General features: G+C 72.1%; 24 protein-coding genes. 8 read left to right on the forward strand and 16 right to left on the reverse strand.

Annotation, left to right across the window (positions count from 1 at the left end; genetic code table 11):
• Positions 1 to 101 precede the first annotated feature (101 nt).
• From ACQCO7_RS00320 to bla, 12 genes are all read right to left on the reverse strand, one after another.
• Complete coding sequence (locus ACQCO7_RS00320) at positions 102 to 1,508, reverse strand: carboxylesterase/lipase family protein (protein WP_464069814.1); 1,407 nt, start codon at positions 1,506 to 1,508, stop codon at positions 102 to 104.
• A gap of 137 nt (positions 1,509 to 1,645) precedes the next feature.
• Complete coding sequence (fabV, locus tag ACQCO7_RS00325) at positions 1,646 to 2,848, reverse strand: enoyl-[acyl-carrier-protein] reductase FabV (RefSeq protein WP_464069815.1); 1,203 nt, start codon at positions 2,846 to 2,848, stop codon at positions 1,646 to 1,648.
• Positions 2,849 to 3,116: 268 nt separating this feature from the next.
• Complete coding sequence (locus ACQCO7_RS00330; protein ID WP_464077119.1) at positions 3,117 to 3,977, reverse strand: alpha/beta fold hydrolase; 861 nt, start codon at positions 3,975 to 3,977, stop codon at positions 3,117 to 3,119.
• A gap of 466 nt (positions 3,978 to 4,443) precedes the next feature.
• Entirely contained in the window at positions 4,444 to 5,013 is a 570-nt protein-coding gene (locus ACQCO7_RS00335) for a DinB family protein (protein WP_464069816.1), read from the reverse strand.
• Positions 5,014 to 5,202: 189 nt separating this feature from the next.
• Positions 5,203 to 6,444, reverse strand: coding sequence for an MFS transporter (locus tag ACQCO7_RS00340; protein ID WP_464069817.1), 1,242 nt, complete (start codon positions 6,442 to 6,444; stop codon positions 5,203 to 5,205).
• Between the two features lie 17 nt (positions 6,445 to 6,461).
• Positions 6,462 to 6,746, reverse strand: a complete 285-nt coding sequence (locus ACQCO7_RS00345) for a hypothetical protein (protein WP_464069818.1) — start codon at positions 6,744 to 6,746, stop codon at positions 6,462 to 6,464.
• 74 nt (positions 6,747 to 6,820) lie between these two features.
• Positions 6,821 to 7,567 carry a CbtA family protein gene (locus tag ACQCO7_RS00350; protein ID WP_464069819.1) on the reverse strand — a complete coding sequence of 249 codons (747 nt, stop codon included), beginning with the start codon at positions 7,565 to 7,567 and terminating at the stop codon, positions 6,821 to 6,823.
• A 22-nt stretch (positions 7,568 to 7,589) separates the two neighbouring features.
• Entirely contained in the window at positions 7,590 to 7,805 is a 216-nt protein-coding gene (locus ACQCO7_RS00355; RefSeq protein WP_010357447.1) for a CbtB domain-containing protein, read from the reverse strand.
• A gap of 264 nt (positions 7,806 to 8,069) precedes the next feature.
• Complete coding sequence (locus ACQCO7_RS00360; protein ID WP_464069820.1) at positions 8,070 to 8,993, reverse strand: glycosyl hydrolase; 924 nt, start codon at positions 8,991 to 8,993, stop codon at positions 8,070 to 8,072.
• Positions 8,990 to 10,012 carry a LacI family DNA-binding transcriptional regulator gene (locus tag ACQCO7_RS00365; protein ID WP_464069821.1) on the reverse strand — a complete coding sequence of 341 codons (1,023 nt, stop codon included), beginning with the start codon at positions 10,010 to 10,012 and terminating at the stop codon, positions 8,990 to 8,992. The genes ACQCO7_RS00360 and ACQCO7_RS00365 overlap by 4 nt, the downstream gene beginning before the upstream one ends.
• Before the next feature lie 3 nt (positions 10,013 to 10,015).
• Positions 10,016 to 11,533 carry an alpha-N-arabinofuranosidase gene (locus tag ACQCO7_RS00370; protein ID WP_464069822.1) on the reverse strand — a complete coding sequence of 506 codons (1,518 nt, stop codon included), beginning with the start codon at positions 11,531 to 11,533 and terminating at the stop codon, positions 10,016 to 10,018.
• Between the two features lie 202 nt (positions 11,534 to 11,735).
• Complete coding sequence (gene bla, locus ACQCO7_RS00375) at positions 11,736 to 12,611, reverse strand: class A beta-lactamase (RefSeq protein WP_464069823.1); 876 nt, start codon at positions 12,609 to 12,611, stop codon at positions 11,736 to 11,738.
• A 104-nt stretch (positions 12,612 to 12,715) separates the two neighbouring features.
• On the opposite strand from bla, the gene ACQCO7_RS00380 reads away from it, so the two are divergent.
• A complete protein-coding gene (locus ACQCO7_RS00380) occupies positions 12,716 to 13,357 on the forward strand; it encodes a maltokinase N-terminal cap-like domain-containing protein (protein WP_464069824.1) in 642 nt (213 codons plus the stop codon).
• A 113-nt stretch (positions 13,358 to 13,470) separates the two neighbouring features.
• Here ACQCO7_RS00380 and ACQCO7_RS00385 read toward each other — a convergent pair whose 3' ends face one another.
• From ACQCO7_RS00385 to ACQCO7_RS00395, 3 genes are all read right to left on the reverse strand, one after another.
• A complete protein-coding gene (locus ACQCO7_RS00385; protein WP_464069825.1) occupies positions 13,471 to 14,094 on the reverse strand; it encodes a TetR family transcriptional regulator in 624 nt (207 codons plus the stop codon).
• A gap of 233 nt (positions 14,095 to 14,327) precedes the next feature.
• Complete coding sequence (locus ACQCO7_RS00390) at positions 14,328 to 14,543, reverse strand: ferredoxin (protein ID WP_464069826.1); 216 nt, start codon at positions 14,541 to 14,543, stop codon at positions 14,328 to 14,330.
• Positions 14,537 to 15,730 carry a cytochrome P450 gene (locus tag ACQCO7_RS00395; RefSeq protein ID WP_464069827.1) on the reverse strand — a complete coding sequence of 398 codons (1,194 nt, stop codon included), beginning with the start codon at positions 15,728 to 15,730 and terminating at the stop codon, positions 14,537 to 14,539. Before ACQCO7_RS00395 ends, ACQCO7_RS00390 begins: the two co-directional genes overlap by 7 nt.
• A 111-nt stretch (positions 15,731 to 15,841) precedes the next feature.
• Here ACQCO7_RS00395 and ACQCO7_RS00400 point away from each other — a divergent pair, with 111 nt between their 5' ends.
• The 7 genes from ACQCO7_RS00400 to ACQCO7_RS00430 all read left to right on the forward strand — a co-directional run bounded on the left by ACQCO7_RS00400 (position 15,842) and on the right by ACQCO7_RS00430 (position 22,166).
• The gene (locus ACQCO7_RS00400) at positions 15,842 to 16,597 is read left to right on the forward strand and encodes a GntR family transcriptional regulator (RefSeq protein ID WP_409114234.1); all 756 of its coding nucleotides are present in this window, start codon (positions 15,842 to 15,844) and stop codon (positions 16,595 to 16,597) included.
• Positions 16,598 to 16,728: 131 nt separating this feature from the next.
• Positions 16,729 to 17,853: a TIGR03364 family FAD-dependent oxidoreductase gene (locus ACQCO7_RS00405; RefSeq protein WP_464069828.1), complete on the forward strand. Its 1,125-nt coding sequence runs from the start codon at positions 16,729 to 16,731 to the stop codon at positions 17,851 to 17,853.
• Positions 17,854 to 17,858: 5 nt separating this feature from the next.
• Positions 17,859 to 18,527: an HAD family hydrolase gene (locus ACQCO7_RS00410; RefSeq protein ID WP_464069829.1), complete on the forward strand. Its 669-nt coding sequence runs from the start codon at positions 17,859 to 17,861 to the stop codon at positions 18,525 to 18,527.
• Positions 18,524 to 19,546 carry an ABC transporter ATP-binding protein gene (locus tag ACQCO7_RS00415; RefSeq protein ID WP_464069830.1) on the forward strand — a complete coding sequence of 341 codons (1,023 nt, stop codon included), beginning with the start codon at positions 18,524 to 18,526 and terminating at the stop codon, positions 19,544 to 19,546. The genes ACQCO7_RS00410 and ACQCO7_RS00415 overlap by 4 nt, the downstream gene beginning before the upstream one ends.
• Positions 19,539 to 20,321 (forward strand): 2-aminoethylphosphonate ABC transporter permease subunit, encoded by a 783-nt coding sequence (locus tag ACQCO7_RS00420; protein ID WP_464069831.1) that lies wholly within the window; start codon positions 19,539 to 19,541, stop codon positions 20,319 to 20,321. Before ACQCO7_RS00415 ends, ACQCO7_RS00420 begins: the two co-directional genes overlap by 8 nt.
• Positions 20,308 to 21,105, forward strand: a complete 798-nt coding sequence (locus ACQCO7_RS00425; protein ID WP_464069832.1) for an ABC transporter permease — start codon at positions 20,308 to 20,310, stop codon at positions 21,103 to 21,105. Before ACQCO7_RS00420 ends, ACQCO7_RS00425 begins: the two co-directional genes overlap by 14 nt.
• Positions 21,106 to 21,125: 20 nt before the next feature.
• Positions 21,126 to 22,166 carry a 2-aminoethylphosphonate ABC transporter substrate-binding protein gene (locus ACQCO7_RS00430; protein ID WP_464069833.1) on the forward strand — a complete coding sequence of 347 codons (1,041 nt, stop codon included), beginning with the start codon at positions 21,126 to 21,128 and terminating at the stop codon, positions 22,164 to 22,166.
• A 17-nt stretch (positions 22,167 to 22,183) separates the two neighbouring features.
• Here ACQCO7_RS00430 and ACQCO7_RS00435 read toward each other — a convergent pair whose 3' ends face one another.
• Complete coding sequence (locus tag ACQCO7_RS00435) at positions 22,184 to 25,273, reverse strand: amidohydrolase family protein (protein ID WP_464069834.1); 3,090 nt, start codon at positions 25,271 to 25,273, stop codon at positions 22,184 to 22,186.
• Positions 25,274 to 25,342 lie beyond the last annotated feature (69 nt).

The following is a 25,342-nucleotide window of genomic DNA, read 5'->3' on the forward strand; positions in this document are numbered from 1 at the left end:
GAGGTTGTGGACGGACCAACTTCCGGCATCAGGGCGAACTCTGGGTGAACAGCCGGGACCTCACCTGCGAGCCGGTCTCACCCTTCACGGGCGCCCACGGCTCAGCACCCCTCCCCCACGTCGTACCAGGTGCCCGCCCGCCACTCCCGCCCTTCCCACACCGCGCGCCGCTCCCCGTCGGGGTCGTTCTCCAGCCGACGGCCCTCGGCGGTGAACAGCATCGTCGCCCGCCCGGGCACCGCGTACGGCGTCCATCCCGCCGTCCCGGTCCTCACGAACTCCCCCCAGGCGGCGTGCAGTTGCCCCGCCGCGCCGGCTCCGCCCGTCCAGATCGCCGGGGAGTCGGAGCCGTGGAACGCGGGGAGCCCGCCGTACTCGGTGAGGGGACCGTCGTACCGGGAGCGCCAGACGGGAGCGTGGGTGCTCTGGGCGTCGGCGAGGCGGGTGGTGGGGACGGCGTACCGCTCGTCGGTCATGACGGCGGCCCGGTCGCCCTCGCCGTAGGCCGCGAGGATCTCAGCGCACCCGGCGGAGCCGAAGGCGTCCGTCAGAACCCGTTCGGCACGGGCGGCGGAGCCGGGGGCGCCGAGTTCGAAGAGGAGGCATTCGCTCAGGCAGTGCTGGGCGAGGAGGGGGATGCCCGTGGCGGCGCCGTCGGCGATGGCGTCGGTGGGCCGGCGGGGGATGGCGAGCCCGTCGACGGCGGGGCGCCAGACCCACGTGGCCTCCAGGCCCTGGGCGATGGCGTTCTGCGCGTCGAGGACGGCCGAGGCGGGCGCCTTCCGGGGATCGTCGGCGCCGAGTTCCTTGCGGAAGCGCTCGGCAAGGGCCCGGCTCTGTGCGGGAGTTGCGACGTGGTCGCCGCCGCTGCTGGTCGCGGCGCCGTGGATGAGCCCCCGGGTGAGCGGCGAGGCGATCAGGTTGGAGACGGACTTGGCCCCGGCGGACACGCCGTACACCGTCACCCGCCCGGGATCGCCGCCGAACGCCGCGATGTTGGCGTGGATCCAGCGCAGGGCGGCGATCTGGTCGTGGGTGCCGTGGGCGCCGGTGTGTTCCTCGTCCGGCAGGGAGAGGTAACCGAGCGCGCCGAGCCGGTAGTTGAGGCTCACGACGACGGCGCCGAAGTCCCGTGCGAATCCGGCGCCGTCGCCCGCGATGTCGTGCCCGTTGCCGACGTGGTAGCCGCCGCCGTGCAGCCAGACGAGGACGGGCGCGCGCTCGGCGCCGGCGGGGGCGGTGACGTTGAGGTACAGGCAGTCCTCGGAGGGCGGCGGTATCTCCAGGGGGCTCGCGGGGCCGGGCATGAGGGGCGGTGGCTGGATCGCGGGGTTGCCGGGGCGGGAGCCGTCGCGTACGCCGGTCCAGGGCTCGGCGGGCCGGGGCGCGCGCCAGCGCAGTTCCCCGACCGGCGGGGCGGCGTAGGGGATGCCGCGCCAGGACAGGACGCCGTCGCCGGACTCGACGCCCCGGACCGTCCCGCCGCCGGTTTCGATGATCTTCGTCATGGGAGTCTTCCGGACGCGATCCGCTGCCGTACCGGGTCGAGGGTAGCGGCCGAGGTCAAGTTCCGGCCTCGAAAGCGCTGGTCAGGGCGGCTGCCTCCCGCGCGAGGAGCAACGCCGCACGGAGCCGGCGGCCCGCCCTAGGGCCAGGCCACGTCCGTCTCCACCGACGCCGCGTAGTCGACGCCGGGCACGGCGAACCCGTACAGGCGCCGCACCTCCGCGTGGAACCAGTCGAGGGCGGCGAGATCGGCGATGGTGTCGGTCGTCGCCGCGTCCCAGCGTTCCGCGACGGCGGTCTGTACGGCGTCGGTGAGTTCCCAGGCATCGAGCCGGACCCGTCCCTCGTCGTCCAGGTCGAGCGGGGTGACGCCGGTCAACTGGTCCCAGAGGGCGGCGAGTTGGCCGATCGGCGAGACCATGTCGTCGCCGAGGACGCCGCGCAGCAGACCGGTGTAGAGGGCGATGCCGGGGATGGCCGTCGAGGACTGGGTGACGGCGGCGCCGTTCACGGAGGTGACCGCCTTGCCGCCGACCGCCTTGGCGAGCCGCTCGTCCAGGGTGCGGGCGGTGGCCTCCAGGTGGGCCTTGGCCGCGCCGATGGTGCCCTGCCGGTAGATGGCCTCGGTGAGGTGCGAGCCGATGTACGACAGGGCGGCGGTGGAGAAGCCCTCGGCGAGCAGGTCGCGCGCGCAGAGGTGGTCGATCCAGCGCTCCCAGTCCGCGCCGCCCATCACGGCGACCGTCTGCTCGACGTCGTCGCCCTCGGCGGGCGCGGTCTCGACCTCGCGGACCTCGGGAACGCCTTGGTCGTCGAAGACGAGGGTCTTCGTACGGCCTGCCTGTCCGATGGGCTTGAGGACGGACGCGTACGTCGTCCCCGTGTCGGGGTCCGTCCGGCGGGGCGCGGCGACGGAGTAGATCAGGTGGTCGAGCTTGCCGCCGAAGCGGGTCTCGATCAGGTCGGCGACCTGGTCCTTCATCCCGTCGGAGAACGCGTCGCCGTTCAGGAAGACCAGGTCTCGTCCGGCGGTGCGCGCGAGGTCTGCGGTGGCGGCGGTGCGGTACCAGCCGGCGGTGGCGGTACGGCGCTGCGTAGGGGCCTTCTCGAAGCAGACGGCGATGCCCCGGATGCCGGCGCGCTTGAGCCCTGCGAGGGTCGCCGCGAGGCCGTACCCGGCGGAGGAGCCGATGACCAGGGCGACCGGGCCGGTCTGTGCCGGGGCGGTGGCGGGGTCGGGGCACGCCTGCCACATGTCGGCGACGAGGCGCTCGCAGCCCGCCGGGTGGGAGTCGAGGAAGAGGAAGCCCCGGTTGCGGGGGGTGAGTACGCGCTCGCTCACGGATGCGGTCCTTGGGTCGACGGGGAGTCGGGTCGTCACTCCCTATCAGTCTGCGGCGGGGCGGACACGGACGGATCTCGTGCCGGACACAAGGATCTTGAGCAGGTGTTGGAGTTTCTCCACTACGCCTCTCGCCCCGAAGGGTGCGCCAGCTGCGACCGGTACGTCCAGGTCGGTGTCGGACCTCCTCGAAGAGGCTGCCGGACAGGGCACGTTCCGCGCGCTGCCGGCGTCCTGGACGATGCCGGCCGACGGACCGGGCGAAGTCTTATGTGCCCGTCGCGCCTTGGACGAATCCGCGAAGGTGCGCACGTACGGCGTCGGGCTGTTCCAGCCAGGGCTCGTGCCCGGCGTTCTCGATCCGCGTCAGTGGAAGGCCGAGCCGGGACGCGAGTGATTCGAGGGCCGGCAGCGGGCGGGGATCGTCGGCCCCGCCGAGGAGTTCCGTTCGCGCGGGCAGGTGCGCACGCAGGTCGGCGAGGTGCTCGTCCAGCGGGTCCGCGCGTCCTGCCGTGCCGAGTTCGCTGTTCATGGCCCAGTTGACGGGGCGCCGCTGCCGGGCATCCCGCGCGGCCCAGCGCCACCCGCGTCCGGGATCGGCGTGGTCGGTGAACCAGGCCAGCGTGAGCAGTTCGGCTTCCTGCTCCTCGGTGCGGCGCTGTGCCTCCTCCAATTCGCGGAGCCGCTCCTGCTGCGCCGCGGACATGCGGCGTTCGCGCTCCGCCCGGTACCCGGTGCGCCAGTCACCGACGAACGGCCCGCACATCAGCAGCAGCGCGGCGACCCGGTCGGAGTGCGCCAGACAGAACCGGCTCGCCAGGTCGGTGCCGTAGGAGTGCCCGATCAGCACGGCCTCGGGCACCTCCCACGCGTCGAGCAGTTCGGCGAGGTCGTCGACGTGCAGGGCGAGGGAATGGCGGCCCTCCCACGGGGACCGGCCGGTGCCGCGCTGGTCGTACCGGTACACGGGTGCGAGGTCCGCGATCATCGGCGCGACGTCGCCCAGGTAGTCCGGCAGACCCGGACCCCCATGGAGCATGACCACGGGCAGCCGCCGAGTCGTGTCCCCCAGCGCCGTCCAATGCACCTGCGCCCCATCGCTCATCGACGCGAGGCCCTGCGTCTCCATCAAGGTCACGGGGGAGAACCTACCGGTGCCGCTGGGGCTCCGCCGAGGGTTGGGCACGAGCTCACGGGAAGCGGGCCACTGACCTTCACCGCGGACCCCGGTACCCCTTCAACCCGTCGATGAGCTCCCCTTCGTCCCCGTCGCGCCCGCTCCCCTGCCCGCGCGAGCGCGTTCAGCAGGTCCACGTACTGCCGGGCCACCTCGTCTCCGCCGTCACCCTTGAGCGGTTCTCCGGGGATACGGCTCAGCACCAGGTATCCCTCGCCTTCGGCCCGCGGGAGCGGCGTACGGATACCGAGGCCGAGCGCGGCGGATGGCCGCCCGCGCGGGGAGGCGGCGCGCGGCGGCGTCCGTGCGGGCGTGACGGACGACCCGGTCGGGGCCGATGACGACTCGGTGGAACACCGCCTCATCGCCGGACCGCGCCAGTGCTGTGACCGGGAGCCTACGGACGGGGTCTGGTCGGTCAGTCCGGTTGTGCTGCTTGCCATCTCCAGGAGGTCTGGCGGGGAAGGCCGGCGAGTTCGCTGCGGCCGGTGCACCAGAGGAGTACCTGGGTGGGGTCTCCGGGCGGGGCCGTGGGGAAGAGGCGGGTGAGGACTGCTGCGCTCAGTGGTGCTGGGGGCAGCCAGTCCACGGACAGGCCCTGCGTGATGTCGTGGGTGTGCAGCAGGGTTTCGGCGACGCCCATCGCGGCGAACCCTCCGGGGTCGCACGGGCCCCAGTGCCAGGCCCTCAGGGCCGGGGCGGCTGTGGCCAGGGTGCTGCTGAGCAGTCCGCCGCAGGCGGTGGCGGCCTGGAGGACTTCGGCCGGTGAGGCGGTGGGGCGGACGTTCAGGTCGATGGGGAGGTAACTGTCGGTGGGCTGCGCGGCCAGCTGCGCCGCGTAGGCCAGCAGGTCGTGGCCGATGTGGGCTGCCGTCTCCCAGCAGGTCCATGCGAGCGGCCCGGCCGGCACCGTCCAGTCCTCGGCGGTGCGAGGGCCGAGCACCCGCAGCATCTCCGCCACAGCGGCGTCGACGTCCTTGTGGTCCATGCGGAGCTCCTCGCGACGGGGCCGGGCCGGTGTGTCGATCTTTCACGTCGCCGGGCGACTGGCACGTCCGCCTCTGGCAGATGCCGTTCTCGGGGTTGGGCATCGCTCGTCCTCCGCCCCCGACTCGGTGGGCGACACAGGCAGACCTGGAGCATGGACGCGACTGTGCCGCCTCCCGGCGACGGGCGCTCACGCCCCGCGCTTCGCGTACGCCGTCGCCCCGATCGCCGGGAGGAGGGTCAGGGCCAGGGCTCCCGACGTGAGGGCCAGGGTCGGGTAGCTCGTCGCCGTGACGATCAGGCCCGATGAGATGCCGCCGGTGGCACCCGCGAGGGAGATCGAGACGTCCACCAGGCCCTGGGTCTTGGCGCGGTTGGTGAGGGGGATGGACTCGGTGATGAGGGCGGTGCCGGAGACCAGGCCGAGGTTCCAGCCCAGGCCGAGGAGGGCGAGGGCCAGGGTGAGGAGGGGGACCGAGTTCTCCGGGGCCGTGGCGGCGACCAGGCCGGCGGTCAGGAGGGTGAGCGCGGAGGACGTCGCCATGCGGAGCGGGCCGAAGTGGTCGGTGAGGCGGCCGGTCAGCGGGGAGGGGAGGTACATGGCGCCGATGTGGACGGCGATGACCAGCCCGGACGCGGCGGTCCCGTGCCCGTGGTCGTGCATGTGGACCGGCGTCATCGTCATCACGGAGACCATGACGAGTTGGGTGACGACCATGATGAGCGCGCCCAGCGTGACGCCGCCTCCCTTGCGGGGTTCCGGCAGGGCGCTCACCGGCGTCTCCCCGGCCAGGGTCCGCGCCAGGACCAGCGGGTCCGGGCGAAGGCTCACCGTCAGCACCAGCGCGGCCAGCGCATACGCCCCGCCGGACAGCAGAAAGGGCCCCGCCAGCTCCGGAATCCCCAGCGCCGCCCCCACCTCCCCCATCGGCGCCGTGAGGTTGGGCCCGGCCACACCTCCCAGCGTCGTCGCGACCAGCACCGTCGACACGGCCCGGGCCCGATGCCCCGGCGCGGCGAGATCGGCTCCGGCGTACCGGGCCTGAAGGTTCGTCGCCGAGCCGGCCCCGTACACGAACATCGCGGCGAACAGCAGCACCGGACTGCCGAGGACAGCGGCGACGATCACCCCCGCCGCGCCGAGCACCCCCGTGAGATAGCCGAGCACGAGCCCGGGACGGCGCCCACGGTGGTGGGAGACCCGTCCGACGGCTACGGCGGTGAGCGCGGCACCCCCGGTCAGCAGCGCGCTCGGCAGCCCCGCGAGCCGTGTGGACCCCAGCATGTCCTGCGCCAGAAGGGCGCCCACGGTGACACCGGCGGCCAGCCCCATCCCGCTCAGGACCTGGGAGGCGACCAGTACCCGCAGGACGCGCCGCTGAGCCCGGACGGGATCCGTCGGGAGAGCCGTCGCGATGGCGGTCGTCTCCACGCCTCCCCCCTCGTGTCTCACGTCCGCTGCCCCCGATACCTCCGCAGCACCCCGGCGACCGCACACCGCAGACAGTCGTCGGCCGGCACCCGATGACACGGCACCGGCCCCCCGGCCAACGCCTCGAGTTCCGCCACCAGCCGCTCCGTACGCCTGACCTGCTCCGCGAGCACCCGCACCCGCGCACTCTGCCCGCCGACCTGCCGCCGGCTGGCGATCAACCGCTCGTACTCCGGGACGGTCAGCGCCACCGCCTCACGCCCGCCGAGGACGATCCGGCGGGGCCGTGGTGAGTTGGGCACGGGGTTCCTCCGCTCCACACCGGGGCCGGGAAACGGGAAACACGTGAGGGCCCCGCGGTCGAGGCCCTCAGGTGTCAGACGGTGACGGTCTCCCGCCGGGGCACGGGATCGGGCCGGAGCAGCCGGTGCGCCAACTCCCCGAAGGCGAGCCCGAATCCGGTCCACAGGGTCGCCTGGATGGCGAGCGCGGAGAGCCGGAACCGCCACAGGACGGTCGCGGGGAAGTCGGCGGGCACCTCGTCGACGGACGGCAGGAACGCGTACGCCAGCCCGGTCGCGGCGACGAACGCGGCCACCGCGACGACCGTCGCCCACCAGTTCCCCAGGTCGGGCGCGAGCCGCTTGCCGAGGAGGGTCGCGGCGACGGCGAGCAGGACGCTGAGCAGCAGCATCAGGAAGTACAGGGTGGTGCGCCTGCCGATGGTGTCGCCGTTGCCGACGGCGGGCGGGTTGGCCGGGTACTTGAGGAACGGGACGACGTAGACGGCGACCAGCGCGCAGCCGGAGAGGAGCAGCGCGGTGGCCCGGGGGCTGAAGCGTCCGACCCGGCCGAGGGCGAAGCAGTACGCGAGGGCCGCGATGCCGCCGAAGGCGACGCCGTAGAGGAGGACTCCGGTCGCGAGTCCTGCGGTGGACTGGAGGGAGCGGGAGACGAGTTCGACCTCGTGGCCGTGCTCGTGGGAGTGGGCCTCCTCGAAGCCGATCGCCTTGTCGACGGAGGGCTCGCCGAGGAAGTAGGCGACGATCAGGGCGAGCACGCCGGCCGCGAGACCGGCGAGCATGCCCCGCACGAGCAGGTTCCGTACGGTTGCGGAGTTCATGGGGGTGTCGGCGTCCCTCGGGTCAGTGGCAGGGGAAGCCGAGCAGGTGGCGGGCGTCGTGCACCCACTCGTGGACCTCTTCGCCGGAGAGGAGTGAGGTGGCGCCCTGCTCGGCGCCGACGAAGTACAGCAGGATCAGCATGAGGACGCCGAAGAAGACGGCCCAGGGGGCGATGGCCTTCAACGGCAGCTTGAGCGGGGTGGTGGCGGTGGTCGGCTGGGCGACGTGCTGCGCCATGCAGGGCCTCCTTCGGGAGTTCGCGTCCCGTCTCGGTGGTGCTCCGTACGACGGCTACGGGTCTGACTCACCTCTGCCTCACGGAGTGAGGAGGGGCACACAGTGGCGCGACCGTGCCGGGATTCCACCGGCTTCCGTTCTGCCGTCGATGTCGGAGCGACGATACCGCGTGACGTGTACCCGACCAACCCCGCGTCACCAGGCACTTTCCTCGACGCACCGCCGTACGACGCCTTCTCTGCCCGCGCGGCCCCCGTTCACAGGTCAGATCGGCCTGAGGTTCAGCTCCACGGGCGAGCGGTCGCAGTGCAGGACGCCGTCGACGACCGTGGCCGTGGCGACCTGGAGGGAGGACCGGCGGGTGCGGTGGGTGCCGTCGTCGTCGGTGATGCCGGGCGGGCGGCCGGGGTGGGTGAAGTAGAAGACGTACGCGGTGTCGCCCTGGACGACGACGTCGGCGTGGTGGGCGATGTTGCCGTCGTCGACGCGGTGGCCGGGGGTGTCGAGGACGAGGCCCTGGTACTCCCAGGTGGTGAGGTCGTCGGAGCGGAAGACGCCCTGGCCGCGCCATTCGTCGACGAGCATCCAGTGGGCGCCGCCGAGGGTGAAGACGTTGGGGCCTTCGTGCGGGCGGTGGTCGAGGACGACGCCGGTCGGCTTCCACTCGTACAGGTCGGGGCTGTCGGCGGCGCAGGTGGCCGAGCCCCTGGTCTCGTCCTTGAACCACATGCGCCAGCCGCCGTCGGGCAGGGGGTGGACGCAGGCGTCGATGACGCGCTCGGAGTCGAGGTCGAGGGGGCCGTGGTGGGTCCAGGCGAGGAGGTCGGGGCTGGTGTAGTGGCGGATGCTCGCGGGGGCGGCCCAGGAGTCGGGGACGCCCCGGATGTAGCTGACGTACAGGTGGTAGAGGCCGTCGTGCCAGATGATCTCCGGTGCCCAGAAGGTGTTGCGGCCCCACTCGGTGTCCAGGCCGGGGAGGGTGCCCCGGTAGGTCCAGGTGCGGCCGGCGTCGGCGGAGACGGCGACGCCGAGGTCGGTGCCGTGGACCCAGGCGGCGCCGGGGCCCTGCGCGGTGGTGCGGCGGTTGGTGTAGACCAGCCACCATTCCTCGGTCTCGCGGTTCCAGACGGCCGTCGGGTCGGCGGCGCCGTCGTGGACGGGGTCGCGGAAGAGGGGCGCGCGGTTCATCGGGTCTCTCCTTGCGGGCCGCCGGTCGACTCGCGGATCACGAGCGTGAAACCGCTCACGAATTCCTCGTACCGGGGCGGGGGTTCGTGCTGGTCGATGCGGGTGAGCAGGAGGGTGACGGCGCGTTCGGCCATGCCGTCGTGGTCGGGGTCGACGCTGGAGAGGGACGGGACGAGGTACGCGCTCTCGGCGATGTCGTCGAACCCGATGACCTTGACCTGGCCGGGCACCTGTACGCCGCTGTCGGCGAGGCCGCGCAGGACGCCCATGGCGAGGGTGTCGGTCACGCAGAACACGCCGTCGAAGTCCAGGCCCCCGGCGACCATGTCCCGCGCGCACCGGGCGCCCTCGGCGAGCCCTAACCGGCCGACCTCGCGGACCAGCCCGGGGTCGTACGGCACCCCCGCGTCGGTGAGGGCCTGCCGGTACCCGGCGTGGCGCAGGCTGGACGTGTCGATCTCGGCCGTCTGTCCGCAGACCAGCGCTATCCGTCGGCAGCCCCGCTCGACGAGGTGGGCGACGGCCGCCCGGGACGCCTCCAGGTTCGGCATGCCGACGTGGTCCACGGGCCCGCCGACGATGCGGTCGCCGAGCACGACCACGGGGTGCTCGACGGTGAGGCGCTCGGCGTCGGTCTGCGCCAGGCCGACGGCGCTGAGCAGGAGGCCGTCGTAGAGGCGGTTGCGGGAGAGGGAGAGGGCGTCGAGTTCGCTCTCCCGCGTGGCGCCGGTCTGTTCGATGCCGACGCGCAGGCCGTGGCGTCCGGCGGCGGCGATGACGCCGGCGGCGAGGCGGCTGTAGTACGGGCTGTCGACCTCGGGCACGGCGAGGCCGATCGTGCCGGTGCGGCCCTTGCGGAGGTTGCGGGCGGCGACGTTGACCCGGTAGTCGAGCCGGGTCATCGCCGCGAGGACCCTGTCCCGGGTCTCCCGCCGTACGTGGGGGTGGCCGTTGATGACGTTGGAGACGGTCATCGCGGACACCCCGGCCGCCTTCGCCACGTCCTGGATGGTCGCCACGGGTCAGTTCAGCGGGGCCTGGAACGTGAGGAAGGAGTGCGGCGGCAGGGTGAGGGTCAGGCCGTCGTCCGTCGTCTTCACCCCGTCGAAGGGGCGCGGCGCGACCGTGTCCCGCCGCTCGGGCGTGTTGTGGTCCTCGATCCGGCCGGCCGTCAGGAGCCGGGCGACCGGGGCGCCGAGGGTACCTCCCCGCAGATCGAGGGTGACCTCGGCCGGTTCTTCGGCGTCGAGGTTGGAGAGGGAGACGAGGACCTTGCCGTTCTTGACGCTGGCGGAGACGGAGACGGTCGTGAGTTCCGTCCCGGCGACGGTGCGTCGGGCCTCGTCGGCCTTGAGGTGGACTGCGAGTGAGGTGGCGTCCTGGTGGTCCTTGTTCATCTCGAACACGTGGTACGTCGGAGTGAGGACCAGTTGGTCGCCGTCGGTGAGGATCATCGCCTGGAGGACGTTGACCGTCTGGGCGATGTTCGCCATGTGCAGGCGGGCCGCGTGCTTGTGGAAGATGTCAAAGTGCGTGCTGGCAACGAGCGCGTCGCGCATGGTGTTCTGCTGGAAGAGGAAGCCCGGGTTGGTGCCCGGCTCGACGTCCCACCAGGTGCCCCATTCGTCGAGGACCAGGCCGACCGTGCGCCCACGGTCGTAGATGTCCATCACGGTGGAGTGTCCGGTGAGGATGTCGTCGATGCGGCGGGCCGCGAGCATCGTGCGGTAGTAGTCGTCGGTGTCGAAGTCGGTCGCGCTGCCTTTCGCCTCCCACGGTCCGGCCAGTGTGTAGTAGTGAACGGACACGCCCTGGAAGAAGTTCCTGGGCGTCGCGTCACATCCGAAACAGCTGATCTGCTGCATCAGCGTCTCGGTCCACTTGTAGTCGGCGTCCGAGGCGCCGGAGGCGATCCGGTACAGCTTGTTGTCGCCGTGGTCGCGGCAGTACGTGGCGTACTGGCGGGCCAGGTCGGCGGAGTACTCGGCGCGCATGTTGCCGCCGCAGCCCCAGGTCTCGTTGCCGATCCCCCAGTACCTGACCTTCCACGGCTCCTCGCGGCCGTTGTCCTTGCGCAGCCGCACCATCGGGCTGTCGCCGTCGCGGGTCAGGTACTCGACCCACTCGCTCATCTCCCGGACGGTCCCGGAGCCGACGTTCCCGCTGATGTACGGCTCCGCGCCGAGGAGTTCGCACAGCGCCATGAACTCGTGGGTGCCGAAGTGGTTGTTCTCCTCGACGTTCCCCCAGTGCGTGTTGACCATCCGGGGCCGCTCCTCGCGCGGCCCGATCCCGTCCCGCCAGTGGTACTCGTCCGCGAAACACCCGCCGGGCCAGCGCAGGTTGGGAATGTTCAGCGCGCGCAGTGCCTCGACGACGTCGAGCCTGATCCCGCCCTCGTTGGGTATGCAGGAGTCCTCCCCGACCCAGAACCCGCCGTAGATACAGCGCCCGAGGTGCTCGGCGAAGTGACCGTAGAGGTGCCGGCTGATCGTCGGCCCTTCGATGTCCAGGTTGACGACGGCGGTGGCGTTGGGCACAGCTGCTCCCCGGGAGGTATGCGGTGACTTGTACGACGTCGAGGTGATCGTTTGTAGCGATAAAAAGCTGCCATCGCGCCAGCGGGAGCGTCAAGGTCACCCGGCCCCACGGGAGTCACGGAAACTTTCGCTCCCGCGACGATCCCGTCCGGCACCGCGAACGGCCGGCGAAGCGCTCCCCGCCGGCCGTCCCGCGATCCGCTCAGGTCAGCTCTGCCGCCACCAGCTCCGCCGCGCGCGCGACCAGTTCGTTCTTCGAGGGCCCCTCGGCCGCGTACGTCGTCGTCAGCACCGCGATCACCAGCGGCGCCCGGCCGGGCGGCCACACCACGCCGACGTCGTTGGCGACGCCGTACGAACTTCCGCCGCCCGTCTTGTCGGCGAGGGTCCAGTCGGCGGGGAGCCCGGCGCGGAAGCGCGTGACGTTGGTGGAGTTGGCGATCATCCAGGAGGTGAGGCGGGTGCGGCCGGCGGGCGGGAGGACGTCGCCCAGGAGGAACTGCGCGTAGGTGCGGGCGATCGCGTGGGGTGTCGTCGTGTCCGTCTTCCGCCAGGGTTCGGCGGAGTTGAGGTCGGGCTCCCAGCGGTCGAGGCGGGTCACGGGGTCGCCCAGGGAGCGGGCGAAGCGGGTGACGGCGGTGGGGCCGCCGAGTTCGCGCAGGAGGAAGTTGGCGGCGGCGTTGTCGCTGTGGGAGACGGCGGCGGCGCAGAGTTCCCCGACGGTCATGCCGGTGTCGAGGTGCTTCTCGGTGACCGGCGCGTATCCCGAGTCCGTCAGCTCCTGCCGCGTGTAGTGGATGCGCCGCGTCAGGTCCACGCCGTCGCGCAGGACGGCCGCCGCGGCCGGCGCCTTGAACACCGAGCACATCGGGAACCGTTCGTCCGCACGGTGCGTGAGCGTCCTCCCGGTCGCCGTGTCGTGGGCGAAGACGCCCAGCCGGGCGGCGTACTCCTGCTCCAGGCCGGCGAAGACGTCCCTGGTGGCGGCGTGGGCCGAGGGCGCCACCGCCGCCGTCAGGGCCGCTCCGGCGCCCAGGGCGAGGAGGGTGCGGCGTCGCGGAGTGTTCGTTCGTGCCATGGTCGTCCGTCCTCACGGTCGTTGATCTTGGCTCAGTCGTTCAGGACGCGACCTCGGAAGGAACAGTTTCGATCATCGCGGACCCTGATGGAGAATCCCTGAACATGTCGATCATTCATCGCACCTGGCTCAAGCCGACCAAGCCCGAACTCCTCACCCCGTGGCTCCCCACGCGCGCGTGGTACCAGGGCGGTACGGCCACCCCGCGGCTCGCCAAGGCCGGGGGCTTCCGTCTCGACGACCCCGAGGGCGAGGTCGGCATCGAGTTCTTCGTCGCCACCGACGCCGAGGGCCCGCACGCCTACCTGGTCCCCCTCACCTACCGTTCCGCCCCGCTCCCCGGCGCGGACCACGCGCTGATCACGACCCTGGAGCACGGCGTCCTCGGACAGCGCTGGGTGTACGACGGCGTCCACGACCCGGTGCTGACCGGCGCCCTGGCGGCGTTCTTCGAGGGGCGCATCCCGGCCCAGGCCCAGAGCACGAGCGACGCCCTGGACGAGGAGGTCACCCACGCGTACGCGGGCGGGGCCCCGCTGCTGGCCGGCGAGGTGACGGTGACCGAGACGGCCGGGGGCACGATCCTCACGACGCCGGAGGGCCCCGCCGTCCGCTTCAACCGGCTCCTGACCGCCGTGGCGGACACCCCTCCGGCGGACGCGCTCGGCCATGTGACCGGCGCGTGGACCGACCTGGAGGGCAACCGGGTGCGCGGAGTGTTCGCGGTGGTCGAGGCGCGGGCCTGACACGGCCTTCGGCGGGCGGCGCAGCACGTGCCGGCGGCGGCGCTCCGGCCGAAGCACAGCGCACACCGGCAGCGGCACGCCGTCTGAGACGCACCGCAGCGCGCCGACCGGCCTCACCCCCCGGTCGGCATCCCCTCCGCCATCGAGTACACCGTCCGCGCGTGCAGTTCGAACATCCCGACGAGATCGATGTCCCCGCCGATCTCCTGCTGGACGAACAGCCCGTCGGACCCGGCGACGGCGTACGTGACGAGGACGGCCACAGCGCTCTCGTCCACCCCCGGGAACAGCGTCCGCACGACTTCGGCGATCCGCTGCCGCGCCGCCTCCCGGACGTCCAGGTAGACGCCCCGCCCCCGGGGTTCGACCGGCCGCCGCTCCAGCGCGAGCATCAGCCCGAGCCGCACGAAGTCGGGCGCGTCGAGCAGGGACCGTGCGATGTTCGCGGCCATGGTCGTGACCCGTTCCAGCGGGGTCCCCGCGTCCTCGCCGGGCAGTTCGACGGCCGTCAGCCAGGTCTCGAAGCTGCGCTCGATGACGGCGGCGATCAGGTCGTCCTTGTCCTTGAAGTGCCAGTAGATCGAGCTGGCGGGCAGCCCGCACCGGGCGCTGACGGCCGCGATCGACGTGCCCTCGTACCCCCGCTCCCCCGCGATCTCGACTGCCGCGTCGAGGATGCGCCGCCGCGACTCCACTCCGTTGGCACGCTGCTTGCGCTCGGGTCTCCCCCGGGTCATTCCGTGATTCTCCGTCTCTCAGAGGCGTACACCTCACTTTTCGGGGTACGCGTCGACGATCACCGCACTCTAGTCGGCCCGTGCGCCCGCTGACGATTTCCGGCCGCGTACCCCCATGAACATGGAGGGCGGGCGACTCGTTCCAGGCCCAACTCGGGGAGTCCTCACGGACGTTGGGCGTGTTCGTCGGCCTTTCGGAAGGGCCCCGCCTCACCCCGGGGCCGGCTCACCCATCAAGCATTCCGGTAAATATCGTCACGCAACGTGATCGCGGAGGCGGGGCACATCGCCGCCGCCTCCCGCGCCGCAGCCTCGTCCGACGAAGCCGGCGTCTCGGTGAGCAGCACCACGACCCCGTCGTCCTCGTCCTGGTCGAACACCCCGGGCGCGACGAGGACGCAGTTCCCGGCGCCGCAGCACAGCGAACGGTCGACGGCGACTCTCACCACGTGACCGGCACTTCACTCAGCCCGCCCACCAACAGCCCCTCCAGGCGCCGCAGTTCACCGACCGGTACGGCGAGCCGCAGCGCGGGCAGCCGCCTGAGCAACACCTCCAGGGCGACCTGGAGTTCGGTCCGCGCGAGGCTCTGTCCCAGGCAGGCGTGCGGGCCAGCGCCGAACGAGAGGTGCGGGTTGGGGCTGCGGGACAGGAGCATCAGGTCCGGGTCCTCGAAGGCCGCCGCGTCCCGGTTGGCGGCGGGCAGGGCGCACACGACGGTGGCGCCACGCGGCAGCACCGAGCCGCCGACCTCGACGTCCTCGGTGAGGTAACGCCGCAGCCCGAAGCCGAGGTTGACGTCCAGGCGCAGCGCCTCGTCGACGGTCGTGCGCACCAACTCCGGCTCGGCCAGCAGGAGTTCCCACAGTTCCCGGTCGGCCAGCAGCATTGCGACGGTCTTGCCGATGGCGTTGGCGGTCGTCTCGTGTCCGGCGACGAGCAGTCCCATGCCGGTGCGCAGCAGCCAGGCGTCGGTCACGTCCGGCTGGTCGGCGATGAGCATGCTGATCAGGTCGTCGCCGGGGTGCTCGCGGACGTGCGTGATGTGCCGGGACATGTACGCGTCGAACTCCTCGTACGCCGCCGCGCTCTCCTCCTTCGTCCACCGGCTGACGTTGAGGAAGGCATCGGACCAGTGCGCGAAGCGGTCGCTGTCCTCGGCGGGGACCCCGAGGATCGTACAGATCACGTACACGGGCAGCGGGAACCCGAACGCGCCCTTCAGGTCGGCGGGTTGGCCCTGCGCGGCCATGCTGTCGACGAGCCGGTCGGCCCGCTCGGTGATCGCGGGGCGCAGGGCGGTCATGCGTTTGGCGGTGAAGTACTTGCCGACCTGCCGCCGCCAGCGCTGATGGCCTTCACCCCGGTCGGGTATGACGTCCTGGAGTTCGCCGTCGACGACGGGGCCGCCCCCACCCTCGGGGGCGAGCCGGGCGGCGCCGTCCCCGGCGGCCGGGCGGGCGAAGCGGGGGTCGGAGAGCAGGGTGCGTATGTCGTCGTAGCGGGTCAGGAGCGTCGCCTCGTCGCCGCTGGGGAGCCGGACGGACGCGACCGGGCACTCACGGCGCAGGTCGGCCCAGGCGGCGGGCGGTTCCAGGGGGCCTTCGGCAGGTAAGGGGAGTCGGAGCTCGGTCATCGCGCACCTCCGTGGGGCGCTGTCGACGCTACGCAGGTGTGCATGATGCAGCAAGGAGCGGTTCGGCCGTCGTACGACGGGGTCGCGGCGGGGTCCGTGTACGGTCCACCCGTGGACTACCCGAATGATCAGCACCCCGGCGCTCCCGTCCGCGCCGGTGTCCCCGAGCACGGCCGTGTGCCCAAGTACTACGCGGTCAAGGCCCGTATAGACGACCTCGTGAGCGACCTCGGCGAGGGTGGTGTCATCCCCACCGAGCGGGATCTCTCCGAGCGGTACGACGTGGCGCGCGAGACGGTGCGGCAGGCACTGCGGGAGTTGCTGCTGGAGGGCAAGCTGCGCCGGCAGGGCCGGGGGACCGTCGTCGCGGGGCCGAAGCTGGAGCAGCCGCTCGCGCTGGCCAGCTACACGGAGGGCGTGCGCAGGCAGGGCCGGACGCCGGGCCGCAGCCTGGTCGCCCTCGACCGGTTCCCGTGCCCGGCGCCGCTGGCCGAGGAGACGGGGCTCACGCGCGGCGAGCCGGTGTGGCACCTGGAGCGGGTCCTGCTGGCCGACGACGAGCGGGTGGGCCTGGAGAGCACGTACGTCTCCGTCGCCCGGCTCCCGCGCCTGGACGCCGAGTTCGACCCGGACTCCTCGTTCTACGCCTACATGGGCGGCCAGGGCATCCGGCTCGGCCAGGCGGACGAGCGCATCGAGACGGTGCTGGCGACGCCGCGCGAGGCGCTGCTGATCGGGACTCCCCCGGCGCTGCCGATGCTGCTGATCCACCGGGTGTCGCGGGACGCGGAGGGCAGTCCGCTGGAGCGGGTGCGGAGCCTGTACCGGGGGGACCGGTTCTCGTTCTCGGCGCACCTCAAGAACTGAAATAACCCCCTTCACACCCCCTCCGATCATCACGAAAAGATAACGGGTCTAGCCCAAATGTGATGGCCGGTTCATGCTCACGTCGTCAGCCGGACCCTTCCGGTTTCCGCACAGCGAGGAGCGTGGCGGTCGTGAGAGTGATAGTCGTCGGAGCCGGCGTGGTGGGCACCCTGCACGCCTGGCAAGCACTGGAACGCGGCCACGAGGTCGTACAGATCGAGCGCGAGGCGGAGGCCCGGGGCGCGTCGCTGCGCAACTTCGGGCTCGTCTGGGTCAGCGGACGCGCGGACGGCGAGGAGCTGTCGGCCGCGCTGCGCGCGAGGGAGCTGTGGGAGGGGATCGGCGAGCGCGTCCCGGCGCTCGGCTTCCGTGCGAACGGTTCCCTGACCGTCGTACGCGGCGGCCTCGAACGCGCCGTCGCCGAGTACGCGGCGGCGCGGGGCGACGCGGACGTGCGGGGGTACGAGCTGCTGATGCCGGGCGAGGCGCGGGCGCTGAACCCGGCGCTGCGCGGGGAGTTCGACGCGGCCCTGTACTGCGCGCGGGACGCGGCGGTCGAACCCCGCACCGCGCAGCGGGCGTTGCGCGCCGAACTCCTCAAGTCCCCCCGCTACACGTTCCTCCCGGGCCGCGAGGTCCGTGAGGTGACCGGCGAGCACGCGGTCCGCGACGACCACGGCGACGTGCACACGGGCGACGCCGTCGTCCTGTGCACCGGCGCCTGGCTGGGCGGCCTGGTGCGGGAGCTGGCCGGGCCCGGACTCCCCGTGCGGCGCGTCCGGTTGCAGATGATGCAGACCGCGCCGCTCGGCGAACCCCTGACCACCTCGGTCGCGGACGCGGACAGCTTCCGCTACTACCCGGCGTACGCCTCCCCCGCCCTGGACGCCCTCAACTCCCGCCGGCCGCAGCCCGGTACGGCGGCCGAGCACCGGATGCAGCTCCTCATGGTGCAGCGCGCGGACGGCGGCCTGACCGTCGGTGACACCCACGAGTACGAGCACCCCTTCTCCTTCGACACCGTCGAGGACCCCTACGAGCACCTGACCGGCGTCGTCGAGTCCCTCCTCGGCCGCCCCCTCCCGCCGATCCGCCGCCGCTGGGCGGGCGTGTACGCGCAGTGCCTCGACACGAGCCGTGTCGTGCACCGCCAACAGGTCCGCGACGGCGTCTGGCTGGTCACGGGCCCCGGCGGACGCGGCATGACCTGCGCGCCCGCCATCGCCGAGACCACCGCAGACCAGTTGGGCTGGTGACTGACATGACCACCGACATCCGCCTCGTCGTCCTCGACATGGCCGGTACGACCGTCGCCGACGGCGGCCTGGTCGAACGCGCCTTCACCACCGCTCTGGGCTCGCTGGGCCTCGACCCCACCCCCGACCGGCTCGCCTACGTCCGCACCACGATGGGCGAGTCGAAGATCTCCGTCTTCCGGCACCTCCTCCGGACCGAGGAGACCGCCCAGCGCGCCAGCACCGCCTTCGAGCAGGCGTACGGCGACCTCGTCGCGGACGGCCTGATCGCCCCGCTCCCCGGCGCCCGCGAGGCCATCGAACAGCTCGCCGCCGAGGGCCGGACGGTCGTCCTGACCACCGGTTTCGCCCGCGTCACCCAGGACGCGATCCTCGACGCGCTCGGCTGGCAGGGCCTCGCGGCGCTCACCCTGTGCCCGGCGGACGCGGGCGGGCGCGGGCGGCCGTACCCCGACATGGTCCTGGAGGCGTTCGTGCGGACGAAGGCCGCCGAGGACGTCCGGCAGGTCGCGGTCGTCGGGGACACCTCGTACGACGTGCTCAGCGGGGTGCGCGCCGGGGCCGGGGTCGTCGCGGGGGTGCTCACCGGGGCGCACGACGCTCAGGCGCTGCGGGCGGCCGGGGCCGGTCATGTGCTGGGCTCCGTCGCCGAGTTGCCCGGAGTCCTGACGTGATCCGCTTCGACTCCGTGAGCGTCGCCTACGAGGGGAACACCGTCCTCGACGCGCTCGACCTGACCGTCGAGCCGGGTGAGGTGATGGCGCTGCTCGGGCCGTCCGGGTCCGGGAAGACGACCGCGCTGCGGGCCGTCGCCGGGTTCGTGCGGCCTTCGGCGGGGCGGGTGTTCCTCGGCGAACGGGACGTGACCGACGTGCCGCCGTACCAGCGGGGCATCGGGATGGTCGTCCAGCAGTACGCGCTGTTCCCCCATATGCGGGTCGAGGACAACGTGGCGTTCGGGCTCAAGGCGCGTCGCGCCGACAAGAGCGAGATCCGGCAACGGGTCGGTGAGGCGCTGGAGTTGACCGGGATGGGGGCGTACGCGCGGCGCCGTCCCCGGGAGTTGTCCGGCGGCCAGCAGCAACGCGTCGCCATCGCGCGGGCGTTGGCGATCCGCCCCGAGGTGCTCCTCCTGGACGAGCCGCTGTCGGCGCTGGACGCCCGGCTGCGGTCCGAGATGCTCGCCGAACTCGCCCGGCTGCACCGGGAGTTGCCGGACGTGACGATCCTGTACGTCACGCACGACCAGGTCGAGGCGCTGACGCTGGCGGACCGGATCGCGGTGCTCGACCGGGCCCGGTTGCAGGCGTGCGGGACGCCCCGGGAGCTGTACCGGGCGCCGGGGGACGAGTTCACGGCGTCGTTCGTGGGCGGGGCGAACCTGCTGCCGGTGCGAGTGGCGGACGGGGTCGCGGAGTTCGCGGGGACGCGGATGGAGGTCGCCGCGAAGGGCGTGACCGGTCCGGCGACGCTGTGCGTCCGGCCGCATCTCGTCGGGCTGGGCGAGGGGCCGAACCAACTCACCGGCCCCGTACGGGAGATCCAGTGGCGCGGCGCCACGCACCGGCTGTACGTCGAGGTCGCCGGGCACACGGTCATGGCCGACGTACGCGAGCTGCGGGACCCTCCGGTCCACGGCGCGCACGTCACCCTGCACTTCTCCCCCGAGGACGCGGTGCTGCTCCATGACTAGACGCCTGCTGTGGACCCTGCCTCCGGTCGCCCTCCTCGCCGTCTTCTTCCTCTATCCGCTGGCCCTGGTCGTCCAGCAGTCCTTCCAGCCCGACTCCGGCGGTACATCCCTCCAGCCGTACACGGACGTCTTCGCCTCGGAGGCGTTCCGGCAGGCGCTGTGGACGACCGTGTGGCTGGCGCTCGCCTCCACCGCCGGGTGTCTGGTGCTGGGGTTCTTCCTGGCGCTGGTCATCGCGTTCGTCCCGTTCCCCGGGGCGAAGGCGGTCGCGCGGTTCGTGGACGTGTTCCTGTCCTTCCCGTCGTTCCTGATCACGCTCGCCCTGCTGTTCATCTACGGCACGACCGGCATCGTCGGCTCGTTCCACTTCCTGACCACGCCCTGGGGTGTGCTGCTCGCGGAGGTCACGTACTTCACGCCGTTCGTGATGCGGCCCCTGCTCGCGGCGTTCTCGCAGCTCGACACCGCGCAGATAGAGGCGGCGTCGAGTCTGGGTGCGCGGGCGCCGAGGATCGTGCGGCGGGTGATCCTGCCCGAGGCGCTGCCCGCGCTCGCGGCCGGCGGGAGCCTCGTCCTGGTGCTGTGCCTCAACGAGTTCGGGATCGTGCTGTTCACCGGGGCGAAGGGTGTGACGACCCTGCCGCTGCTGATCTACAGCAAGGCGATCCTGGAGTCGGACTACGCGGGCGCGTGCGTGGTGGCGGTCGTCAACGTCGTGCTGTCCGTGGGGCTTTACGCGGTGTACCGGGTGGTGAGCCGTCGTGCTGGCGCATAGCCGTGGGGCCAGGTGGGCGGTGTGGGCGGTGTTCTTCGTCCTGTTCCTGCCGTTGTTCGCGCTGCCTCTCCTCGTCATCCTCGGCGCGTCGTTCGCGACGCACTGGTCCGGCGTCCTGCCATCGGGGCTGACGACCGCCAACTACCGTTCCGCGACGAGCGGCGACTCCCTCAAGGCCCTCACCACGAGCCTGTTCACGGCGACCGCCGCGAGCCTGCTGGCGCTGGCCGTCGGAACCTGGGCCGCCCTCGCCGGGGCCGCGCTCAAGAAGCGTCAACGGCGGTTCCTGGACGCCCTGTTCGTGCTGCCCGTCGCCGTGCCGTCGGTCGTGGTGGGGCTGGCGGTGCTGGTCGCGTTCTCGAAGCCGCCGCTGCTGCTGAACGGCACGCGGTGGATCGTGATCCTCGCGCACACCGTGCTGGTGGCGGCGTTCGCGTACCAGTCGGTGTCGGCGGCGCTGACGCGGCTCGACCCGGCGTACGAACAGGCGGCGGCCTCGCTCGGCGCGCGTCCCTCGTACGTGCTGTGGCGGGTCAGGCTGCCGCTGCTGCTGCCGTCGCTCACCGCCGCCGTGGGCCTTTGTTTCGCCCTGTCCATGGGCGAGTTGAGCGCCACGGTGATGCTGTATCCGCCGGACTGGACCCCGCTGCCGGTCCTGATCCACTCCGCCACCGACCGGGGTGCCCTGTTCGCGGGGTCCGCGCTCGCGGTGGTGCTGATGGCAGCCACTCTGCTCGTCCTGTTCGCCGTGTCCCGGGTCCGTACAAGAGCGTCGTACCGCTGAACATCTGGAGTCCAACCGCCATGCCCCGTAACGCCGTCAAGCTCAGCATCGCCGTGTCCCTCCTCGTCCTCGCCTCCGCCTGCGGGACCTCTGCCGCCTCCTCCGACGCCAAGGTCGTCACCGTGTACAGCGCCGACGGCCTCAAGGGGGAGAACGGCGACGGCTGGTACGACAAGGTCTTCGCCGACTTCACGAAGCGGACCGGTATCAAGGTCGAGTACGTGGAGGGGGGTTCGGGCGAGATGGTGCAGCGTGTCGTCCGCGAGAAGAGCAACCCGCAGGCCGACGTCCTCGTCACGCTCCCGCCGTTCATCCAACAGGCCGACGGCAAGGGCCTGTTGCAGAAGTACGCGCCGCAGGGGTCGGACACCGCGACCAGGGCGGCCGACGGGACCTGGACCTCTGTCGTCGACAACTACTTCGGGTTCGTCTACGACAAGAAGGAGTTGAAGCAGCCGCCGACGACGTGGCAGGAGCTTCTCGACGGCAAGTACAAGAACAGGCTCCAGTACTCGACGCCCGGTGTCGCCGGTGACGGAACGGCCGTGCTGGTCAAGGCGATGCACGACTTCGGCGGTGAGAAGCCCGCGCTGGACTACCTCAAGAAGCTCCAGGCCAACAACGTCGGCCCCTCCGCCTCGACCGGCAAGCTCGCGCCCAAGGTCGACAAGGGTGAACTCCTCGTCGCGAACGGGGATGTGCAGATGAACTACGCGCAGGCGAAGACGATGCCGAACCTGGGGATCTGGTTCCCGGCGCCGCAGAACAAGAAGCCGACCACCTTCGCCCTCCCCTACGCGGCCGGCCTCGTCACCAAGGCCCCGCACTCCGCGAACGGCAGGAAGCTCCTCGACTTCCTGCTGAGCCGCGAGGCCCAGCAGGAGGTCAGCTCGATCGGCGGCGGCTTCAGCGCCCGCAAGGACGTCAAGGGCACGGACGCCGACGCCACCGCGCTGGCCGAGCTGATGGCCGGGGTGGAGGTCTTCACGCCGGACTGGAACGACGTCTCCGCGAACCTGTCGACGTATGTGGAGAACTGGAGGTCGGCAACCGGGAGTTGAGGAAGACCAGCGGGGAGTCAACCCGCGCAGCACCCGTCCCGGTGCAGGATCTCCCCCACCGCGAGCCAGTCCGTCCCGGCATGCAGCGTGCGCTCCTCGTCGTCGAGCAGGTCCGCAGGGCGATGGACGGTGCCGTCGCGCATCGTCCACGCCGTGCGGACCAGGTCGTCGAAGTCGGCGAACGGGTTGCCGTCGACGGCCGTGAGGTCGGCCAGCTTCCCCGGCTCGACGGTCCCGAGATCGTCCGCGACCCCGAACACGCGAGCCGGGACAGATGTCGCGCTGGTCAGCGCCTGGACCGGCGTGAAGCCGCCGTACCGGTGCAGGGCGCGCAGCGACAGGTGGACGTGCAGGCCGATCGGGTTGAGCGGCGCGTCCGTGCCGAGCGCGAGGGTGCCGCCCTCCTCCACGACCCCGCGGTAGATCCCCATCTCGATGCCCAGGCCCCGGAGTTGGTCCGGCGTCGGCGCGGCCTGGGCCGCGTTGCGGACCGTGGCGACGTCCCACGGCGGCATCAGGTTCGTCACCCTCGGGTCCTGGGCGAGGTCGGGGTCTACCCCCAGCACGTACTGCGCGGCGAACGGGGTGACGATCAGCGCGAACTCGCCGCTCCGGTAGATCTCGTGGACGTCCTGGTAGGAGTGGCCGGTCGGGGACACCGCCCGGCTGTACTCCTGGCGCTGGGTGGCGAGCAGGTGGGTCGTGAGGGTCTGGCCCGTCTGGCGGCCGGGCGTGAGGAGGTGGCTGCCCGCCGCGACGCCCAACTCCCTTGCTGTGCGGGCGGCTTCGGCCATGGTCGAGGCGGGCGCGCGGACGTATGTCTTCACGAAGTCGTAGTCGAGGGCGCCGGCCCGTTCGAGGCTGCGGCGCACCCCGTCCGTCGTGGCGTGGGCGCGGCCCATGCTGTACGCGACCCGGCTGCCGTCGATCAGCTCGCCGGTCGTGAACAGGCGCGGCCCGTGCAGCGCGCCGCCGTCGGTCGCCTCCTTCAACCGGGCCTGCTCGTAGGCGAATCCGCCGAGGGAAGCGGTGCTGGTGATGCCATAGGCGAGGTTCAGACGGCTCTGCCGGCCGCCGTAGATGTTCTGGTAGGTGTGCGTGTGGGCGTCCCACAGGCCCGGCAGGACCGTCTGCCGGGACGCGTCGACGAGCCGTTCCCCGGGGCGGGCCGGGCGGTGGGGTTCGACGGACGTGATGCGGTTGCCCTCGATCACGATGTCGACGTCCTCGCGGACGCGTTCCCCGGTGCCGTCCCAGAGACGGCCCGCGTGGACGCGGACGACATCCGTGCGGGGCGGGAGGCGGCGGGCGGTGCGCAGCGGGACGGGGACGGTCCGGCCTCCGGTGCCGTCGACACCGGTCAACTTCAGTGCGGCGCCCGAGAGATGGAGCAGCCGTCGGGAGTCGCCGGACCAGGAGGGGTGGTCGGCCGGGTCGTCGGTGAGGCGGCGCGGTTCGCCGTCGGGAGTGCCGTCCGGCCGTACCGGCAGCACCCACAGCGCGGACTCCGCGATGTACGCGAGGTGCGTGCCGTCCGGCGACCAGACCGGGCCGCTGTCGTAGCGGTCGGCGAGGGAGGCGTGCGGGCTCGGCAGGTACGAACGGGACGTGCCGTCACGGGTGTCGACGATCCGGATGACGTTGTAGCCCTCGCGGAACCGCTGGTTGAGCCGGTTGCGGTCGCACAGCGCGAGATAGCGGCCGTCGGGCGACCAACTCGGCCTGCCGGGAAGGCCGTTCGCGCCGAGCGGTGCGGCGAGCAGTGTCTCGGTGCCGTCGGCGAGGTCGACGACGATGAGGTTGCCGGTGACGTCGTGGCAGGCGAGCCGTGAACTGTCCGGCGCGAGCGCGGGGTTGACCCGGCCGCCGGACGCGAGAACCGTGTCCGTGCCGTCGGCGAGGTCGACGCGGTGGACGGCGGCGAGGCCGTCGCGGTCGTGGACGTAGACGAGGCTGCGGCCGTCGCGGCTCCACGACGGCATCTGGACGTAGTGCGTGGGGCCGGACTCGACCAGTTCGCGGGGCCGCCCGCCGATCGGCAGGTGCCACAGGGCGCCCAGCGCGCAGAACGCGACCGAGCGGCCGTCGGGCGCGAGCACCGGGAAGTGCACGCCGCGTACGGCCCGTCGGCCGGTGGAGTCGAAGTCGCGCCGTTTGCCGGGGCGGGGCGTGCGGGTCACCGGGGTGCGCGCGGTGAACGGCACGACGGTCCTCGTGGCGCCGGTACGCCGGACGACCTTGCCGTCCGCGAAGTACACGAGCCGCCCGTCGGCCGTCCAGCTCGGCGGCTGCGGCGACACGTCCTCGTCCCCCGAGACGACCGTGCCGTCCACGACGAGCGAGGCGCTCTGCGAGTAGACGGCGACGGTCGGCGCGCTCAGCCACACGTACGCGAGCCGCCCGTCCCGCGCGACGGCGGGCCCGAGGAGGCTGCCGCTGTCGACGGTGCGTACGGCACCGACGTCGCCGCCTGTCGCCGGGACCGAGGCGATCGTGCGGGCGACGCCCTTCTCCGCGCGGACGAACAGGATGCGGTCGCCGTCGGGGTGCCACGCCGGGTCGTAGTCCTCGGCGTCCGGTGTGGACGTCAGCCGGGTGAGGCGGCCGGTGGCGACCTCGGCCGTCCAGATGTCGTACGAGCCGCCGGTGACGTCGCTGCTGCCGCGCTCGGAGGAGAAGGCGAGGTGCTTGCCGTCCGGGGACCAGCTGACACCCCGGTCGTCCCACGGTCCCGAGGTGAGCTGCCTCAGTTTGGTGCCGTCGGGGGCCATGGTCCACAGGTGGAAGCCGCCGCCCCGGTAGGCGCAGAAGGCGACCGCCGTGCCGTCCGGGGACCAGGCCGGGCGGGTGGGCTCCAGGGTCGCCTCGGTCAGCGCCGTGGCCGTGCCGCCGGTCCCCGGGAGGGACCACAGGACGCCCTGGACCTCGATGATCAGGCGCTGGCCGTCGGGGGCGGCGGTCACGCCCGCGTTGGTGCCCGACGTGAATGACAACGTTCTCCCGGGAGCGGTCGCGTCGGCGGGAGTGGCCAGGAGCAGCGCGGCTCCTGCTCCGGCGCCCGCTCCGATGAAACCCCTGCGGCTGATGTCGTACGCGCTTCCGTCCATGCGGATGTCCCCTTTTGTGACCCTACCGGCACCAAGGCCATGGGCATGTCAGCATTAGGCAGACAGTCA

Source organism: Streptomyces saintjeani (assembly GCF_055409605.1).